At 64.4% G+C, this 17163-nt stretch carries 18 protein-coding genes; 11 read left to right on the plus strand and 7 right to left on the minus strand.

Annotation, left to right across the window (positions count from 1 at the left end; translation table 11 throughout):
* Window positions 1-125: 125 nt before the first annotated feature.
* Window positions 126-1361, plus strand: a complete 1236-nt coding sequence (locus RCH10_RS10300) for an ammonium transporter (protein ID WP_409052293.1) — start codon at window positions 126-128, stop codon at window positions 1359-1361.
* Between the two features lie 14 nt (window positions 1362-1375).
* Window positions 1376-1681, plus strand: coding sequence for a hypothetical protein (locus tag RCH10_RS10305; RefSeq protein WP_409052294.1), 306 nt, complete (start codon window positions 1376-1378; stop codon window positions 1679-1681).
* A gap of 7 nt (window positions 1682-1688) precedes the next feature.
* Here the strand turns inward: RCH10_RS10305 and RCH10_RS10310 are convergent, their stop codons facing one another.
* On the minus strand, window positions 1689-3305 hold the full coding sequence (locus RCH10_RS10310; RefSeq protein WP_409052476.1) for a GMC family oxidoreductase: 1617 nt from the start codon (window positions 3303-3305) through the stop codon (window positions 1689-1691).
* Window positions 3306-3432: 127 nt separating this feature from the next.
* On the minus strand, window positions 3433-4950 hold the full coding sequence (locus RCH10_RS10315) for a CoA-acylating methylmalonate-semialdehyde dehydrogenase (protein WP_409052295.1): 1518 nt from the start codon (window positions 4948-4950) through the stop codon (window positions 3433-3435).
* Between the two features lie 140 nt (window positions 4951-5090).
* Here RCH10_RS10315 and RCH10_RS10320 point away from each other — a divergent pair, with 140 nt between their 5' ends.
* From RCH10_RS10320 to RCH10_RS10340, 5 genes are all read left to right on the plus strand, one after another.
* Window positions 5091-6050 carry a LysR family transcriptional regulator gene (locus RCH10_RS10320; protein ID WP_409052296.1) on the plus strand — a complete coding sequence of 320 codons (960 nt, stop codon included), beginning with the start codon at window positions 5091-5093 and terminating at the stop codon, window positions 6048-6050.
* A 63-nt stretch (window positions 6051-6113) separates the two neighbouring features.
* Window positions 6114-7280 carry an MlaE family ABC transporter permease gene (locus RCH10_RS10325; RefSeq protein ID WP_409052297.1) on the plus strand — a complete coding sequence of 389 codons (1167 nt, stop codon included), beginning with the start codon at window positions 6114-6116 and terminating at the stop codon, window positions 7278-7280.
* A complete protein-coding gene (locus tag RCH10_RS10330; RefSeq protein ID WP_409052298.1) occupies window positions 7277-8107 on the plus strand; it encodes an ABC transporter ATP-binding protein in 831 nt (276 codons plus the stop codon). Before RCH10_RS10325 ends, RCH10_RS10330 begins: the two co-directional genes overlap by 4 nt.
* Window positions 8108-8127: 20 nt before the next feature.
* Complete coding sequence (locus RCH10_RS10335; RefSeq protein WP_409052299.1) at window positions 8128-9114, plus strand: MlaD family protein; 987 nt, start codon at window positions 8128-8130, stop codon at window positions 9112-9114.
* Window positions 9115-9124: 10 nt separating this feature from the next.
* Window positions 9125-9787 (plus strand): ABC-type transport auxiliary lipoprotein family protein, encoded by a 663-nt coding sequence (locus RCH10_RS10340; protein WP_409052300.1) that lies wholly within the window; start codon window positions 9125-9127, stop codon window positions 9785-9787.
* 28 nt (window positions 9788-9815) lie between these two features.
* Here the strand turns inward: RCH10_RS10340 and RCH10_RS10345 are convergent, their stop codons facing one another.
* Both RCH10_RS10345 and RCH10_RS10350 read right to left on the minus strand, forming a co-directional pair.
* Complete coding sequence (locus tag RCH10_RS10345; protein ID WP_187054834.1) at window positions 9816-10460, minus strand: MarC family protein; 645 nt, start codon at window positions 10458-10460, stop codon at window positions 9816-9818.
* 14 nt (window positions 10461-10474) lie between these two features.
* The gene (locus RCH10_RS10350; RefSeq protein WP_409052301.1) at window positions 10475-11221 is read right to left on the minus strand and encodes an SDR family oxidoreductase; all 747 of its coding nucleotides are present in this window, start codon (window positions 11219-11221) and stop codon (window positions 10475-10477) included.
* A gap of 75 nt (window positions 11222-11296) precedes the next feature.
* Between RCH10_RS10350 and RCH10_RS10355 the strand changes: the two genes are divergently transcribed.
* Together RCH10_RS10355 and RCH10_RS10360 are read left to right on the plus strand one after the other, a co-directional pair.
* Complete coding sequence (locus RCH10_RS10355; protein WP_323499873.1) at window positions 11297-11920, plus strand: 2-hydroxychromene-2-carboxylate isomerase; 624 nt, start codon at window positions 11297-11299, stop codon at window positions 11918-11920.
* A gap of 2 nt (window positions 11921-11922) precedes the next feature.
* A complete protein-coding gene (locus RCH10_RS10360) occupies window positions 11923-12606 on the plus strand; it encodes a dienelactone hydrolase family protein (protein ID WP_323497218.1) in 684 nt (227 codons plus the stop codon).
* Between the two features lie 19 nt (window positions 12607-12625).
* Here RCH10_RS10360 and RCH10_RS10365 read toward each other — a convergent pair whose 3' ends face one another.
* A complete protein-coding gene (locus tag RCH10_RS10365; protein ID WP_323497217.1) occupies window positions 12626-13531 on the minus strand; it encodes a LysR family transcriptional regulator in 906 nt (301 codons plus the stop codon).
* Window positions 13532-13754: 223 nt separating this feature from the next.
* Between RCH10_RS10365 and RCH10_RS10370 the strand changes: the two genes are divergently transcribed.
* Window positions 13755-14105 (plus strand): alpha/beta hydrolase, encoded by a 351-nt coding sequence (locus tag RCH10_RS10370; RefSeq protein ID WP_323497319.1) that lies wholly within the window; start codon window positions 13755-13757, stop codon window positions 14103-14105.
* A gap of 86 nt (window positions 14106-14191) precedes the next feature.
* Here RCH10_RS10370 and RCH10_RS10375 read toward each other — a convergent pair whose 3' ends face one another.
* Both RCH10_RS10375 and hemB read right to left on the minus strand, forming a co-directional pair.
* Complete coding sequence (locus tag RCH10_RS10375) at window positions 14192-15376, minus strand: magnesium transporter CorA family protein (protein ID WP_409052302.1); 1185 nt, start codon at window positions 15374-15376, stop codon at window positions 14192-14194.
* 4 nt (window positions 15377-15380) lie between these two features.
* Window positions 15381-16397 carry a porphobilinogen synthase gene (hemB, locus tag RCH10_RS10380; protein WP_409052303.1) on the minus strand — a complete coding sequence of 339 codons (1017 nt, stop codon included), beginning with the start codon at window positions 16395-16397 and terminating at the stop codon, window positions 15381-15383.
* Window positions 16398-16734: 337 nt separating this feature from the next.
* Between hemB and RCH10_RS10385 the strand changes: the two genes are divergently transcribed.
* Window positions 16735-17163, plus strand: a complete 429-nt coding sequence (locus tag RCH10_RS10385) for a CopD family protein (RefSeq protein WP_409052304.1) — start codon at window positions 16735-16737, stop codon at window positions 17161-17163.

Here is a 17163-nt window from a genome sequence, read left to right on the forward strand (position 1 = left end):
AGGAGTAACCCGCTCTAAAGCGTGCGCGGCGTCACGTTGGCGACGTGAGTTTGTTTCTGGAAGTTAACAAATGGCACGACTCGTGCAGGCAAAGAGCGTCCCAAATTCCCGATTGGCTCTTTCCGATGGCACTGGTTCCCCAAGCGTCCCTCAATGGCGCCGACACCGCCTGGCTTATGACATCGACCGCGCTGGTCCTGCTCATGACGCTGCCCGGCATCGCGCTTTTCTATGCGGGCATGGTGCGGCGCAAGAGCGTGCTGAACACGATGGCCAGTGTGCTGGTCGTCGCCGCCGCCGTGTCGATCACCTGGTTTGCGATGGGCTACTCGCTGGCGTTTACTGCGTGCTCGTCATGGCTCGGCGGCACGAGCCGCTTCTGGTTTGCCGGCTTCGACTATCTGAAAGAAGCGGGCACCGTTGCGGTGAGCCATGTCGCGCCGAATGTCCCCGAGTCGGTGTATGCGATGTTCCAGCTGACCTTCGCCATCATCACCTGTGCGCTCGTCGTTGGCTCGTTCGTGGAGCGCATGCGGCTGTCGGCGGTGCTCTGGTTCGCCCTGCTCTGGAGCGTCCTCGTCTATGCGCCGATCGCGCACTGGGTCTGGGAGCCGGGTGGCTGGCTCGCCCAAATGGGGGTGCTCGACTTCGCCGGCGGCTCGGTGGTGCACGTGAACGCGGGCGTGGCGGGCCTGGTGTGTGCCTATGCGGTCGGCCCGCGCCGCGGCTACGGGCGCGAGTCTTTCGAGCCCTACAGCCTGGCGTTGACGATGGTCGGTGCCGGCCTGTTGTGGGTGGGCTGGTTCGGATTCAACGCTGGTTCTGCCGTGGCGGCCGATGGCCGAGCCGGGCTTGCGATGCTGGTGACGCACCTTGCCGCAGCGGCGGGCGCGCTGAGCTGGATGATCGGCGAGTGGACGACACGGCGCAGCCCGTCGTTACTAGGCTTGTGTTCTGGCCTGGTGGCAGGCCTGGTGGCGATCACGCCGGCTGCGGGCTTCGTGACGCCGCCCGCAGCAGTGGCCATCGGTCTGATCGCCGGGCTGGCCTGCTACTGGGGTGCAACCGCGCTCAAGCGCGTGCTCCGGGCCGACGATTCGCTCGACGTCTTCGGCGTGCATGGCATCGGTGGCATCGTCGGCGCGCTGTTGACGGGGGTCTTCGCAGACAGCCGCATCTCCGGCGGAACCGGCCACGTGGGCGTACAGGCGCTTGCCATCGGCGCGGTCGCGCTTTACAGCGCCATCGGCACGGGGCTGGTGCTGCTGGTGGTCCACATCGTGGTCGGCCTGCGCGTCAGCGACGAGACCGAAGCGGTGGGCCTCGACCTCGGCCAGCAGCGCGAGCGCATCGGCACCTGAAGGATCACAACGACATGACCGAAGAGGATCGCATAGCCGCAGCGGCCCGACTGCACGTGGCGCTGCGCCGGAAGACCGGCCGCGTGACCGACACAGAGTGGATGTCCGTCAACGTCGAGTACGCGACAGCGATAGTGCGCATTGCGCGGGCGCACGCCACGGCGACGAGCGATCTCGATCTGGCGGCCATCGCCACGGGGCTCGAATTTGCGATGGCGCCGCTGGCGCTCGAAGCACGGGTGAAGGCGGCGGCTGCGAAGGCCGGGCTGGCGCCGGTGATCTCGAAAGGCGCCCCGCGCTATGTGGGTGGATTGCGGTGAGCCCCAGCTAAATTGCGGCGCTCCTCGACTTGGCGCCGGCCACGGCCTCTTCGTGCATCCAGCCTGCGGCCTTCTCCGCCATCATCAGCGTCGGGCTGTTGGTGTTGCCGCTGGTGATCGTGGGCATGGCACTGGCGTCGACCACCCGCAGGCCATGGATCAAATTGCCGCGCCCATCGCGCACGCGCATGCGGGAGTCGAGTACGGCCATCGAATCGCTGTCGGCGCCCATCTTGGCGGTGCCGACCGGATGGAAGATGGTGGTTGCGATGTCGCCCGCCAGCCGTGCGAGCTCGTCGTCGGTCTGGTACTGCACGCCGGGCTTCCACTCTTCGGGCTTGTACTTTGCCAGCGCCGGTTGGGCCGCGATGCGACGCGTGACGCGCAGCGAATCGGCCGCGACCTTGCGGTCTTCGTCGGTGCTCAGGTAGTTGGGCGAAATCGCCGGCGCGTCCTGGTAGCGCGGGCTCTTGATGCGCACGGTGCCCCGACTGGTCGGGTTCAGGTTGCACACGCTCGCGGTAAAGGCCGGGAAGCTGTGCAGCGGCTCGCCGAAAGCATCGAGCGACAGTGGCTGCACGTGGTACTCGAGATTCGGCCATTCGTGCTCGGGTGAACTGCGCGTGAAGGCGCCGAGCTGCGACGGCGCCATGCTCATCGGGCCGCTGCGCTTCATCACGTATTCGAGGCCGATCTTCGCTTTGCCGAAGAGCGACGAGGCCAACACGTTGAGTGTCGGTGCGCCTTCGATCTTGAACACCGCGCGAATCTGCAAGTGGTCTTGCAAGTTGCCGCCGACGCCGGGCAGGTCGGCCACGACCGGAATCCCATGTTCCTGCGATAGCGCCGCGGGTCCAATGCCCGAGAGCTGCAGGATCTGCGGCGAGCCGATGGCGCCGCCGCACAGCACCACTTCTTGCGTCGCATGCGCGATCACCATCTCGTGCCCGTCCCACACCTGCACGCCGGTGCAGCGCTGGCTTCCGTCGGCCTGCTTCTCGACGATGAGCTTGGTCACCTGCGCGCTGACCCACATCTCGAAATTGGGCCGCCCGTAGCAAACCGGCCGCAAGAAGGCCTTGGCCGTATTCCAGCGCCAGCCGTCCTTCTGGTTGACCTGGAAGTAGCCGACGCCTTCGTTGCTGCCGCGATTGAAGTCGCTGCTGTGCGGAATGCCGGCCTCTTGCGCCGCCAGTGCAAAAGCATCGAGGATGTCCCACCGCAGCCGCTGCTTTTCGATGCGCCACTCGCCGCCGGCGCCATGCATCTCGTCGGCACCGAGGTAGTAGTCCTCGTGCTGCTTGAAAGCGGGCAGCACGTTCTCCCAGCGCCAGGCGTCGTCGCCGGTGAGCGTGGCCCACTGGTCGTAGTCGCGTGATTGCCCGCGCATGTAGATCATCCCGTTGATGGACGACGAACCACCGAGCGTCTTGCCGCGCGGATAGCGCAGCGTGCGCCCGTTGAGGCCGGCATCCGGCTCTGTGTTGTAGAGCCAGTCGGTGCGCGGATTGCCGATGCAATACAGATAGCCCACCGGGATATGAATCCAGTGGTAATCGTCCTTGCGCCCCGCCTCGATCAGCAGCGTGCGCTTTTGCGAGTGCTGCGTGAGCCGGTTGCACATCAGCGCGCCGGCCGTGCCGCCGCCGATGACGATGTAGTCGAAAGTGGTGTCGTTGCTCAAGCCGTTGTCTCCAGATCAAACAAAAAAGCCCGGGACGGTGTGCCGTGCCTCGGGCTGTATTCGGAGCTTACTTTGCCGTGGGCATGACGAACTCTGCACCCTTGCCGATGCTCTCAGGCCAGCGCTGCATGATGCTCTTCTGCTTCGTATAGAAGCGCACGCCTTCTTCGCCATAGGCGTGCATGTCGCCGAACAGGCTCTTCTTCCAGCCGCCGAAACCGTGCCATGCCATCGGCACCGGAATCGGCACGTTGATGCCGACCATGCCGACCTGAATCCGGCGACTGAACTCGCGCGCCACGTTGCCGTCGCGGGTGAAGCAGCTCACGCCGTTGCCGAACTCATGCGCGTTGATGAGGTCTACCGCTTCTTTCAAATCGCCAACACGGACGCATGAGAGCACCGGACCGAAGATCTCTTCCTTGTAGATGCGCATCTTGGGCGTGACGTGGTCGAACAACGTGCCGCCCATCCAGAAGCCGTCGTCGCAACCCTTGCCGGCCTTGGCGCCGTCGAATTGGCGGCCGTCAATCACGAGCTTGGCGCCTTCTTTCTCGCCCAGGTCGATGTAGCCGGTGATGCGTTCGTGCGCGGCGCGCGTGACGATCGGGCCCATCTCGGCTGCGAGGTTCTCGCCGTCGAGCACCTTGAGCGTCTTGGTCCGTTCGATCAGCTTGGGCATCAGCTTGTCGGCCACGTCGCCCACCAGCACCGCCACGCTGATCGCCATGCAGCGCTCGCCGGCCGAGCCGAAGCCGGCGCCGATGAGCGCGTCGACCGCCTGGTCGATGTCAGCATCAGGCATTACGACCATGTGGTTCTTGGCACCGCCCAATGCCTGCACGCGCTTGCCGTGATGGGCGCCGGTTTCGTAGATGTAGTTGGCGATGGGGGTCGAGCCGACGAAGCTGATCGCCTTGACGTCCGGATGTTCCAGCAGCGCATCGACCGCGACCTTGTCGCCCTGCACCACGTTGAAGACACCGTCGGGCAGGCCGGCTTGTTTCAGCAACTCGGCCATGCGAAGCGAGGCGCTCGGGTCGGTCGGGCTCGGCTTCAAGATGAAGGTGTTGCCAGCGGCGATGGCGACCGGGAACATCCACATCGGCACCATCACCGGGAAGTTGAAAGGCGTGATGCCGGCGACCACGCCGAGCGGCTGGCGCAGCGTCCAGTTGTCGATGCCGGTCGAAACCTGGTCGGTGAAGTCGCCTTTGAGCAATTGCGGGATGCCGCAGGCGAACTCGACGACGTCGATGCCGCGCGAGACCTCGCCCTGCGCATCGGTGAATACCTTGCCGTGCTCGGCGGTGATGAGGTGGGCGAGCTCGTCCTTGTTCTGATTGAGCAGGTCCAGGAACTTGAAGAGCACGCGAGCGCGGCGAATCGGCGGCGTGTCGGCCCAGGCGGGGAACGCGGCTTGCGCCGCGGCCACGGCGGCATTCACTTCTACCGCGCTGGCCAGGCCGGTGGCGCCCGTCACCATGCCGGTGGCCGGGTTGGTCACATCCTGGCTGCGGCCGGACGCGTTGGCGACCATGCGGCCGTTGATGAAGTGATCGATCGGTGTCTTGGTGATTTGCATCGGGTGTCTCGCTTGGGGCGGAAAAGGTTGATGGACAGCGTGCGCGGAGCCGCCAGGGATGATGGAGTTTAGGCAGCGCAAGCTCGGCCGCCAAGGCGCAAACACTGAACGCATTGTTCGCTATGGTGAACAATGCATCCATGGAACCCCAAAAGATCGAAGCGCTCTGGATGCATTTGCACTGGCTCACCGTGCTGGCGCAGCAGGGCAGCTACACCGCGGCGGCGCAACGGCTCGGTGTGAGCAAGGCCGCGATGAGCCAGCGCATCGCCGAGCTGGAGCGCGCTGCCAATGTGCAACTGGTCCAGCGCACCACCCGCAGCGTGCGACTGACCGAAGCGGGGCAGCGGCTGGTCGACGACATGCGCACGCCGTTCGAACAGATCGCGCACAGCTTCGCCAGCGTGCGCGACCTGGCCGGCGTACCGACCGGGCTGCTGCGCGTAACCGCGCCGGTCGCCTTTGCGCGGCAGCAACTGGTACCGCGCATCGCTGAGTTTCTGCGGGCGCATCCTGACGTGCGCATCGAGCTCGACCTGTCGGATCGGCTCAGTTCGCTGGCGATGGAAGGCTTCGATCTGGCGATCCGCCACACCGCTGCGCCACCCGACACACACGTGGCCTGGACGCTCTGCGCCACACGATCGGTGCTGGTGGCGAGCCGCGCCTATCTGCGGCGTCGTGGCGTGCCCCGAGAACCGTATGACCTCGCCTCGCACGACTGCCTGCACTATCCCCGTGTGAAGGACACGCCGGCGTGGCACTTCGAGGCGAAGGCCGCGATGTCGACGATGGGGAAGCTCGCCGGCCAGCGCCTGACCGTGCCCGTGTCGGGCCCGTTTGCGGCAAACAACAGCGAGGCGTTGCGCGATGCCGCACTCTCGGGATTGGGCATCGCGCTCATGCCGGACTTCAGTGCGCAGTCGGCCCTGCAGGCGGGCAAGCTGGTCGAGGTGCTGGCGCAGTGGCGGCCAGTGGGTGCGTTCGGCGAGCAGCTCTACGCGATCCGGCCCTACGCGACGCATGTGCCCCGGGCAGTTGCGGCATTCGTCGAATGGCTGCGTGGTGCGCTTGCGCCGGGCTTTTCCGTGCAGCCCTGACGCACCCTGCGGTTAGGATGAATCCCGCCTTCAAACGAGCCGCCTCAGGAACCGACCGAACCCATGCCGCCAGCCGCTGCACCGATCCCTGCGCCCGACGCCGAAAGCGTTTTGCCGCGTGTCGTGCGGCACGATGAGCAAGGGCACCGGCTGAACGTCGCGAGTGGACGCTGGACTGCGCTGGCCATGTCGCGAACGTCGACTTGGGAGGCGCTGTCGAAGAGCCTCGGAGCTGCGCCGGCGAGCGACGAAACCGCTTGGGATCTGCGCCCGATCGAGCAACTCGACCACATCGGCGCGCAGCTCCTGTGGGGCCATTGGCACAACGCGTGGCCCGCATCGCTGGAAATGTCAGATCAGCAGAAGGCCGTGCTCGATCAGGTGGCGCGGTACACCTGCAGCACACCCGACGAGCCGCCCAAGACGCTAGCCGATCGCCTCAAGGCTTTCGCGCTCAACGGCCCGCGCCTGATGATCGTAGCGGGCGAGTTCACCCGGATGATCGGACAGCTTGCGCTCGATATCGGCAAGCTCATTCGTGCGCCGCACCGGGGGCCGTGGCGCGACTTTTCCGGGCATCTGTACCAGTTCGGCGCTACTGCTTTGCCGATCACCGCGCTGGTCGGCTTGCTCATCGGCGTGGTGCTGGCTTACCTCACGTCGCAGCAACTTCGGCAGTACGGCGCTGAAACTTTCATCGTCAACATCCTCGGACTCTCTCTGGTGCGTGAACTCGGGCCTGTTCTTGCCGCGGTGCTGATCGCGGGGCGTTCCGGTTCGGCGATCACCGCGCAGATCGGCGTGATGCGGGTGACCGAAGAACTCGACGCAATGCGCGTGATGGGCATCCCGCATGGCTTCAGGCTTGTCATGCCGCGCGTGCTGGCACTGGCCATTGCCATGCCGCTCATCAGCCTCTGGACGTCGATGGCAGCATTGGCGGGTGGCATGCTGGCCGCCGAGGCTGCGCTCGATATTTCGCCCGCCTTCTTTTTGTCGGCGCTGCCGCGGGCGGTGCCCATCGGTAACCTGTACCTCGCGCTCGCCAAGTCGGCGGTGTTCGGCATCCTGATCGCGCTGGTCGGCTGCTACTTCGGTATGAAGGTCAAGCCCAACACCGAAAGTCTGGGAAAGGGCACGACGTCGTCGGTGGTGACCTCCATCACCATCGTGATTCTGGTCGATGCATTGTTCGCGGTCCTGTTCCGCGGCGTGGGGTTTTCGTCGTGACAGGCTTCGTCGATCCGAGCGTGCCCGTGGTCGAAATCCGCAAGCTCTGGACGGTGTTCAAGAGCCCGGAAGGCGACCAGGTGGTGCACCGCGACCTCGACCTCGTCATCCAGCGGGGCGAGGTCCTGTCGCTGGTCGGCGGGTCGGGCACCGGCAAGACCGTGCTGCTCCGGCAAATGCTCGGGCTCGAGCAACCGACGAAGGGCGATGTCAAGGTGCTGGGCGAGGCGCCCGGCAAGCTCAGCGCGACGGGTGCAGCCAACGTCGGCATGCTGTTTCAGCACGGCGCGCTGTTCTCTGCATTCAGCGTCCTGGAGAACATCGCGTTTCCGTTGCGCGAATTGAAGTTGCTGCCCGACGAACTCATCCGCGACGCCGCAATGGTCAAGTTGCAGATGGTCGGCCTGGGGCCCGAGAACGCAGGCCGCAGCCCGTCGGAGTTGTCGGGCGGCATGATCAAGCGGGTGGCGCTCGCGCGTGCGCTCATCATGGATCCGCCGCTGCTGTTGCTGGACGAACCGACGGCCGGCCTGGACCCGGAGAGCGCCGATGAGCTTTGTGATCTTCTGCGGGGCCTGCACCGTGAACTCGGCCTCACGGTGGTCATGGTCACGCACGATCTGGACACGCTGTTCGACCTCAGCACGCGCATCGCGGTGCTGGCCGACCATAAGGTGATCGTGACCGGCGAAGCGCGCGATGTGATCGCCTATCCGCACCCCTTCATCCACCAATATTTTCTCGGCGGACGCGGCCAGCGCGCCATGGAGGCGTTGCACGAAAAACGTGCGACCCCGCCGATTGCACGGCCCGCCAACGCGGGCTAGAAAGAAAGAGAACACTGCCCATGGAAAACAAGGCCCATGCCATTGCCGCCGGTGCTTTCGTGCTCGGACTTATCGCCTTGCTCGTAGGGCTGGTGGTCTGGTTCACGCGCGACAACACCGTGCGCAATATCTACGAACTGTCGACCAGCGATGCGGTGAGCGGTCTCCAGCCGCAGGCCATGGTGCGCTACCGCGGCATCGCGGTCGGCAAGGTCACGCTCATCGACTTCGACCCCAAGCGCAAGGGCAACGTGCGGGTGCGCATCAGTGTCGACGAGCGCGTGCCGCTCACGCAATCGAGCTACGCGACGCTGAGCTACCAAGGCGTGACCGGCCTGGCGTTTATAGCGCTGGACGACAAGGGCGGATCGACCGTGGCGCTGGTACCCAACAACGACGATCCGCCGCGCCTTCCGCTCAAGCGATCGGCCCTCGCGCAGTTGCAGGACCGCGGCGAAGCCATCATCAACCAGGTCGAGGAAGTGACGAAGCGCGCCAACACCTTGCTCGGCGATACCAACCAAAAGCGCTTCGCCGACGCGCTCGAAAACATCGCGCAAGCGGCTGGCAGCGCGAACGATCTGACCAAGCGACTCGACAACACCGTCAAGACGTCGCTCGATCCGGCGCTCAAGGCCATGCCCGATGCGTTGACGCGCGTGAAGGCCGCCGCCACCGATGTGTCGCGGGTGGCGAACAACCTCAATTCGACGGTGAGCCGCGTCAACGAGAAAGACGGTGCGCTCGACCGATTGGCGAGCGGCACGCAGGCGCTGGGTCAGGCAGTGGATTCTTTCAATACCGCGACGCTGCCGCGCGTCAATCGCGTGGCCGACGACACCTCGCGCGCGGTACGCCGGCTCGGCCGCGCGGCCGACGGCATCAACGACAACCCGCAATCGCTCTTGTTCGGCAACGGCGGTGCCGCAGCCGGACCGGGTGAGCCCGGCTTCGCACTGCCTCCGGCTTCCGCACTGCCGGCCGCCAACAGCGCAGCGCGCCCTTGAAGGGGAACACATGAAACCAATCGATTCAGTCGCTCGGCTTGTACTGCCGTCTGCCTTCGGGCCGGCTCTGCTCGCGCTCTTGATCGCAGGTTGCGGCGCATTGCCCGACAAGCCACCGCGCGCGGCGCTCTACGACTTCGGGCCGGGGCTCGGTACGCCATCTGCCACGACGAGCACCGTGATGCCGCCCATCTCTTTGCCGGAGATCGATGCCAACACGAGGCTCGATGGCACCCAGCTGAACTATCGATTGGGCTATGCCGATGCCAACGAACTCAAGCCGTACGGTCAGTCGCGCTGGAGCGTCGCGCCGACGCAGTTGCTGCGGCAGCGTTTGCGTGAAGCGCTGTCGGCACGTCGCACTGTGCTTGGGCCGGAAGAGAGCGCGACCATCGCGCGTCGCGACGGCAAGGTGCCGGACACGCTGCGGATCTCGCTCGACGAGTTCAGCCAGTACTTCGAATCGCAAGGCTCGAGCGTGGGGTTGGTGCGGCTGCGCGCGACGCTGGTTCAAAGCACGGCGGGCGGCGACAGGGTGCTTGGGCAGCGCAGCTTCAACGCGCAGCGCCCGGCACCGACCGGCGATGCTGCAGGCGGCGTGAAGGCGCTGGCGGCAGCGAGCGATGCGGCGATTGCAGAGATGGTCGCGTGGGTCGATCAGCTGCCGCGTTAAGCCCGCCGCCGAGAGCCGAATGACGGCCTTAGGCGCCGCGCGACAACAGCACGGGGAACAACTTGCCCAGGCCGTCGGCCATCACTTCGACAGCCAAAGCCGCGAGGATCAGTCCCATCAGCCGCGTCATGATGTTGATGCCGGTGCGGCCCAGCACCTTGGCAATCGGCTCCGCCAATGAGAACGCAGCAGCGGTCGCCAGTGCGATGACCGCGCCATAACCCACCAGCACGAAAAGCTCCCAGAGGTGCTTCGCCTTCTCGGCATAGATCACCACCGTCGACATGGTCGCCGGGCCGGTCAGCAGCGGGATCGTCAAGGGCACGACCGCGATCGATGCACCGAGCGACGCCTTCACCTCTGTCGCCCGGATTTCCTCGTTGGTCGTCTTGTCTTCCGCCGGTTTGGCGTTGAGCATCGACAGCGAACTCATCATCAGCAGCAGACCGCCGCCGACTTGAAAGCTGGCGATCGAAATGCCGAAGAACCCGAGCAGTTGCAACCCGAGCAGTGCGCTGACCGCGATCACCACGAACGCGCTGAACGAAGCCACGATGACCGTGCGTCGCTTTTGCGCCTCGTTGAACTCCTGCGTGTAGTGAATGAAGAACGGAACGATGGCGAGCGGGTTGACGATGGCCAGCAGCGTGATCATCGGCTTGATGAGATCCATCGTCGGGCTGGCCATCAGCGTCCTCCCGCGACGTCCAGTACCGTCGCGGTGGTGTAGCTCGATTCGGGCGACAGTAACCACACGATCGCTTCGGCAACTTCCTGCGCGCTGCCGACGCGCTTCATCGGCACGCCGGGCGCCAGTTCTGCGGCGCGACCGGGCTGCCCACCGGAGGCGTGGATGTCTGTGTCGATCAAGCCCGGCCGCACTGCGTTGACGCGAATGCCTTCGTCGGCCACCTCTTTGGCCAGGCCGAGGGTGAAGGTGTCGATGGCGCCTTTGCTCGCGGCGTAGTCGACGTACTGGCCCGGGCCACCGAGGCGCGCTGCAGCGCTCGACAAATTGACGATCACGCCGCCTGCGCCGCCGTGACGGGTGCTCATGCGTCGCACCGCCTCGCGCGCGCAGACAAAGCTGCCGATCACGTTGATGCGCAGCATGCGTTCGAGCCGCGCGACCGACATCTGGTCGACGCGCGCCTGCACGTCGACCACGCCTGCGTTGTTGACCAGCGCGGTGAGCCGACCGAGCTCGGCATCGACCTTCGCGAACATCGCCAGGACCTGCGCTTCGTCGCCGACATCGGCCTGCACGGTGATCGCCGTGCCGCCCTCGGCGCGAATGGCGCGCACCACCTCGTCGGCAGCGAGCGGCTGGCTGGCGTAGTTGACGGCGACGGCATAGCCGCGGCGCGCCGCGAGCAGTGCGGTGGCGGCGCCGATGCCGCGACTGCCACCGGTGATCAAGAGCACTTGTTCCAAATCCTGCCTCCTGCACAAAAGTTGCGCGTCAGTTAAAAACTGATTACATCACCGCGACATCACGAGGAGACACCCTTGACACGCACGATCGATTACTACTTTGCGCCGCAGAGCCCGTGGACCTATCTCGGTCACGCGCGCTTCGCCGCTATCGCCAAATCAGCCGGCGCCACGGTGCGTGTGCGGCCGGTCGACCTGGGCAGCGTCTACCCCGTGTCGGGCGGCTTGCCGCTCGGCAAACGGGCACCGCAACGCCAGACTTATCGACTGGTCGAACTCGCGCGGTACTCGAGCCATCTCGATGTGCCGCTGCATCCCAAGCCCAAGTTCTTTCCAGTGGCCAGCGACGACGCGGCCAAAGTCATCATCGCGGTCGATATCAAGGACGGCACCGAGGCGGCCATGCGTCTGTGCGCTGCCGTGTTCGGCGCGGTGTGGGCGCAAGAGCGCAACATCGCCGACCCCAAGGTGCTTGCCGAGCTGGTCGCTGAATGCGACCTGCCGGAACAACGCAACGACCAATCGCAAAGCCAAGCCGTGCAGGAACGCTACGAGGCCTACACGCAGGAAGCGATCGACATCGGGATCTTCGGTGCGCCGAGCTACGTAGTCGACGGCGAAATCTTCTGGGGCCAGGACCGGCTCGACTTCGTCGAGCGGGCACTGAGCCTGAAAAATCCATCCAACCAAGGAGCATGACCATGGGTCAATTCATCGATCTCACCGCCAAAGACGGTTTTACCTTTCCGGCCTACGTGGCAGAACCCAAGGGCACGCCGAAGGGCGCAGTCGTGGTGTTGCAGGAAATTTTCGGCGTCAACTCGCACATTCGTTCGGTGGCCGACGGCTATGCGGCCGAGGGCTATCTGGCCGTGGCTCCATCGACCTTTCAGCGCACGAAGCCGGGCGTCGAGCTGGGCTACTCGGATGAAGACATGAAGGCGGGCTCAGCCTTGAAGGCCGCGGCCGAAGCACTCCCCAAGCCGGGCGTGTTGCAGGACATTCAAGCGGCGGTCGACTACGCAGCGCGTGCCGGAAAGGTCGGCATCGTCGGTTATTGCTGGGGCGGCTTGCTGACCTGGCGTGCTGCCGCCGAAGTGTCGGGCCTTTCGGCTGCTGCGCCTTACTACGGCGGCGGCATGACGACGCCAGAAGAAAGTGCGCTGGAGCCGCAGGTGCCGGTACTCGCGCACTTCGGCGACAACGACCATTGGATTCCGCTGGACACCGTCGACGCCTTCAAGAAGGCGCATCCCGATGTCGAAGTGCACGTTTACGCGTGCGGCCATGGCTTCAACTGCGAGCAGCGCGGGTCGTACAACGCCGAAGCCGCCGAGCTTGCGAAGGACCGCACGCTGGCGTTCTTTGCCAAGCACCTGGCCTGAGTCGAGGCGAAGGCCGCACTCAATGCTTTCTGGTCGTGCTGCGCGTGCCGATGCGCGTCTCCAGAAAGTCCAGAAACGCCCGCAGCGCCGCGCTGTTGTGGCGCCGCTGCAGGTAGGCGGCTGACAGCCACATGTCGTCCCGAACGAATTCTTCGAGTGCCGGCACCAGCTCGCCATGGTCGAGGTGCGGCTGGATGATCAGCGCCGGCAGATAGGTCACGCCGAAGCCCTGCATCGCCACCTCGATGAGCGGGCCAGCCTCGGTCGCGTCCATGCGCGTCTTGAGCGGCACATCGAGCGGCTTGCCGTCGACCTGAAAACGCCAGTGCGGATGCAGCCCAAGGCGTGAGTGCGTCAGCGCGTCGTGCTGCGTCAACTCCGACGGATGCGTCGGCTTGCCGTGCTTTTTCCAGTAGCGCGGCGAGGCGCACAGCACGAGCTTCATCAGCATGAGTCGCCGCACGATCAGGTTGTCGTCTTCGATGGGGCCGAAGCGCAGCGCCACGTCGATGGCTTCCTCCGCCATGTCGACCATCCGATTGCTCAGGTGCAGGCTGATGCTCACATCGGGGTAGTAGCCCATGAACTGCCCGATGAGCTTGGGCAGGTCGCCCTGGCCCATGCCGTGCGGGGCCGACACGCGCAGCCGGCCGCGCGGCTTGCTGGCGTGCTCCTGCAGCTCGGCAGTCGTCAGCGCAACCATCTCCATCACCGGCTTGCTGCGTTCGAGCAGCAGCTGGCCGGCATCGGTGAGACTGACGGATCGCGTCGAGCGATTGAGCAAGCGCACGCCGAAGCGCGTTTCGAGCTCGGCCACGTATTTGCTCACCGTCGCTTTCGACATGTCGAGCGCTGTTGCGGCGCGGGAAAAGCTGCCGCGCGCAGCGACTTCATGGAAGGTTTTGATGAGGTCGAAGCTGTCCATCGAGGCGGTCCGATAAAGAGGTGATTGTTTCCAGGGCGCGAACGCCGAGGTTCTTTTTCTGCGGGTTTTCCCTGCCATTCTCGGTTCAAACTTCATCTCACAGACCAGCCCACAAGTTGATCTGGGTGAACAGGGCCCCGAGCGAGGAGGTCGCATCCGAACGAGGAAGCGGCACCCACCCAAGACCGGTTCGAAATCATCCAAACAGTTGAAGGAAATTGAAATGAAGACCTCGAAAATCATCGCCGCTGCCGCGCTCACTTTGTTCGCTGCTGCTGCCGCTCAAGCTGAAACTTATGAAGGTGTGCATGCGCCGACGTCGATCGCCAGCCGCGCCGAAGTGCAATCGCAAGCTGTCGTTGCTGCGCACAGCGACAACCCGTATGCGGAAGGTGCCAACTCCGGCGTGCAAGTGATCGCTTCGACTGCCGAGCGCTCGGTCGTTCGTTCGGAAGCAGTCGCCACTGCGCATAACCCGCTGCAGAGCCTCGACCGCCGTGCGTTCTATCGCGATCAGGTGCCGGCCCAATACCGCAAGCCTGCGGTGTCTTTCACCCGTCAAGCCGGGCTGTAATCAAGACGGTTCGGCAGCATGACCGACTGAAAAAGCGGACCTTCGGGTCCGTTTTTTTATGGGCTGAGAAGACGCGCGTCGAACGATCAGCGGGCGCTGCGCGTCAGATAGCGTTTGCGCCAGAACACCAGCACCAGCACCACCGCCACGACCAGCATCGAGCCCATCGCGAGCCAGAAGCCATCTGACTTGTGCACCAGCGGGATGAATTCGAAGTTCATGCCGAAGATGCCGGCGATCAGGTTGAGCGGCAGGAATATCGCGGTCAGCACCGTCAGCACTCGCATGATGTCGTTGGTGCGATGGCTCTGGATGCTGAAGTGCATCTGGACCGCCGTCTCTATGTTCTGCTCGAGCCGCCGAACATGGTTGACCACGCGCTCGATGTGTTCCAGCGCATCCCGGCTGCGCACCATCAGCAGGTCTCGCTCGCGTTGTGCCGGCTTTGTTTCCGGCTCAGGCAGCGTCTCTTGCGAGTCGATCCAGTCTTGAACTGCCGAGCGCTGGTCTTCGCAAATATTGCCGAGGTGACGCAGCGACTGACGCGCCTCCATCAGTGCGCCCCAGTTGGTGAAGCGACTCTTCGGCTCGATCAGTTCGGCTTGCCAATGGTCGAGCTGCGTGGTCAGGTCGCGCCGCAGATCGAGATAGCCGTCGACGATCTGGTTGACGACGCGCAGCATCAGGTCAGCGGGGCTGGTCGGCATGCGTGCACTGACGGCGCGGGCATCGAGCGCGGGGTCGGCGTTGTGCGATGGGGTCGACCCGTTGATGCCGTCGGATGCAGCGGCCAGCAGCTTGGCCGCGTAGGCGTCGCGCATGGCTGCATCGAACGGATGCACCGACAGCAGGACGCGGTCGAACACCGCGAACCCGACTGGTCGCGTGTCGATGCGCCGCAGCACCGGAGGTCCGCCGCGCGTTGCGGGCGCGGATGCGCGCGCGCGTTCTACGTCAGCCTCGTTCGCTGCGCCGGGCATCGCGCCGTCGCGTGCGGCCAGCCGACGAAACACGAGCACGTCGTACAGCGAGGTGTAATCGTAGTGCGAGGGCAACTGATCGTTCAGCAGATCCGCGACATGCAGATCGACCAGCTGAGTGCCGCATACCGTCTGCAGGATGCCCTGTACCGCGACGAGCGCCGCACGGAATTCATCGCGCGTAAGCGATAGCCACAAATAGCTGTCGTCCCCACAGGCGCCAGGCGCGGCCAGTGGCGCCAGTGCGTCGTGCTCGTCGACCCGCGAGCCGGTGATCTTGAAGATGCGCACCGCGCTATTGTTTTTGCAGTAAGCGGGCAGCGTCTAGCGCGAAATACGTCAGCACGCCATCGGCGCCGGCGCGTTTGAACGCGAGCAAGCTTTCGAGCACGACAGCGTCGTGGTCGAGCCAGCCGTTTTGCGCCGCTGCCTTCAGCATCGCGTATTCGCCACTCACTTGGTAGGCGAAGGTCGGCACGCGGAACTCTTCCTTCACGCGGCGCACGATGTCCAGATACGGCATGCCTGGCTTGACCATCACCATGTCGGCGCCTTCGGCGATGTCGATGGCCACTTCGCGCAGCGCTTCGTCACTGTTGCCGGGGTCCATCTGATAGACCTTCTTGTTGCTCTTGCCCAAGTTTGCCGCGGAGCCGACGGCGTCGCGGAACGGCCCGTAGAAGGCGCTGGCGTACTTGGCGCTGTAGGCCATGATTCGCGTGTGAATATCGCCTCGCGCTTCCAGTGCGGAGCGGATGGCACCGATGCGACCGTCCATCATGTCGCTAGGTGCAACGATATCGACGCCGGCTTGCGATTGCGTGAGGGCCTGCTTGACCAGCACTGCGACGGTGGAATCGTTGAGGATGTAGCCGGTATCGTCGAGCAAGCCATCCTGGCCGTGGCTGGTGTAGGGGTCGAGCGCCACATCGGTCATTACACCCAGTTCCGGAAAGCGTGCTTTCAGCGCCGACACCACGCGCGGGATAAGTCCGTCTGGATTGAAAGCTTCGTCACCGGTGGGCGTTTTGAGCTTGGCGTCGATGACCGGGAACAGCGCCATCACCGGAATGCCTAGGGCGACGCACTGCTCGGCCACCGGCAGCAACAGATCGAGGCTCAGGCGTTCGACGCCCGGCATCGAAGCCACTGCATCCCGGCGCTGCGTTCCTTCCTGCACAAAGACGGGATAGATCAGATCGTGGGATGTGAGCGCATGCTCACGAACTAGATTCCTCGAGAAGGCGTCGCGGCGCAACCTGCGTGGCCGACCGGCCGGAAATGCGGCAAATGAAGAAGCGTGAGAAGTCATGCGGGAAATTTTGCCCGATCTGAAAGATTGCAACGATTGTCGTTTGGGCGACTATTCAGCCTGTAAAACCGCAGATTTGAAGGCTTTCGTATTGGCTTTCCCGCACAAAACGTCAAAAAATAGTTAACTCAAAGCTTGATAGGTTGTTTGCGCTTTGTTAAATTCCGTGTCGGGCGGCTTGCCGCTCCCCGCTTTTCCTCCCTGAGCGGGTGCCTCGATGTGTGACAGCAAAAAGGCTTCCCAGCCCGGCGTTTTGACGCCGGGCTTTTTTTTGCCTGCTGTGCCGGGCAAATCCTCGGTCAGTCGGTTGCCCGGCTTGCGCCACTAAACTGCTGCGATGCTCTGGGTCAAATCGCTGCACATCGTGTTCATCGCCAGTTGGTTCGCCGGCTTGTTCTATTTACCGCGGATCTTCGTGAACCTGGCGATGGTTCCGCCGGAATCGGTCGCAGAACGAGCCCGGTTGTTGCTGATGGCCCGCAGGTTATTGCGTTTCACAACGCTTCTCGCTGTTCCGGCGCTCGCCTTCGGACTCTGGCTTTGGCTGGGCTACGGTATCGGTCTCGGGCCAGGCAACGGATGGATGCATGCCAAGCTGGTGCTGGTGCTCGCCACCATCGGCTATCACTATGCTTGCGGCGTGCTGTTGCGTCGCATCGATGCGGGCACAGCGCGGCATACCCACAAGTGGTACCGCTGGTTCAACGAAGCACCGGTTTTGCTGCTGACGGCCATCGTGATCCTCGTCGTCGTCAAACCCTTTTGA

The organism is Variovorax sp. GrIS 2.14 (genome assembly GCF_046115955.1).
In the GTDB taxonomy this organism is placed as follows: domain Bacteria; phylum Pseudomonadota; class Gammaproteobacteria; order Burkholderiales; family Burkholderiaceae_C; genus Variovorax.

Excerpts from the sequence above, each read along its gene's own strand:
- RCH10_RS10300 (WP_409052293.1), top strand. The coding sequence starts at position 126 with ATGGCACTGGTTCCCCAAGCGTCCCTCAATGGCGCCGACACCGCCTGG.
- RCH10_RS10305 (WP_409052294.1), top strand. The coding sequence starts at position 1,376 with ATGACCGAAGAGGATCGCATAGCCGCAGCGGCCCGACTGCACGTGGCG.
- RCH10_RS10310 (WP_409052476.1), bottom strand. The coding sequence starts at position 3,305 with ATGTGCAACCGGCTCACGCAGCACTCGCAAAAGCGCACGCTGCTGATC.
- RCH10_RS10315 (WP_409052295.1), bottom strand. The coding sequence starts at position 4,950 with ATGCAAATCACCAAGACACCGATCGATCACTTCATCAACGGCCGCATG.
- RCH10_RS10320 (WP_409052296.1), top strand. The coding sequence starts at position 5,091 with ATGGAACCCCAAAAGATCGAAGCGCTCTGGATGCATTTGCACTGGCTC.
- RCH10_RS10325 (WP_409052297.1), top strand. The coding sequence starts at position 6,114 with ATGCCGCCAGCCGCTGCACCGATCCCTGCGCCCGACGCCGAAAGCGTT.
- RCH10_RS10335 (WP_409052299.1), top strand. The coding sequence starts at position 8,128 with ATGGAAAACAAGGCCCATGCCATTGCCGCCGGTGCTTTCGTGCTCGGA.
- RCH10_RS10340 (WP_409052300.1), top strand. The coding sequence starts at position 9,125 with ATGAAACCAATCGATTCAGTCGCTCGGCTTGTACTGCCGTCTGCCTTC.
- RCH10_RS10345 (WP_187054834.1), bottom strand. The coding sequence starts at position 10,460 with ATGGATCTCATCAAGCCGATGATCACGCTGCTGGCCATCGTCAACCCG.
- RCH10_RS10360 (WP_323497218.1), top strand. The coding sequence starts at position 11,923 with ATGGGTCAATTCATCGATCTCACCGCCAAAGACGGTTTTACCTTTCCG.
- RCH10_RS10365 (WP_323497217.1), bottom strand. The coding sequence starts at position 13,531 with ATGGACAGCTTCGACCTCATCAAAACCTTCCATGAAGTCGCTGCGCGC.
- RCH10_RS10370 (WP_323497319.1), top strand. The coding sequence starts at position 13,755 with ATGAAGACCTCGAAAATCATCGCCGCTGCCGCGCTCACTTTGTTCGCT.
- hemB (WP_409052303.1), bottom strand. The coding sequence starts at position 16,397 with ATGACTTCTCACGCTTCTTCATTTGCCGCATTTCCGGCCGGTCGGCCA.
- RCH10_RS10385 (WP_409052304.1), top strand. The coding sequence starts at position 16,735 with ATGCTCTGGGTCAAATCGCTGCACATCGTGTTCATCGCCAGTTGGTTC.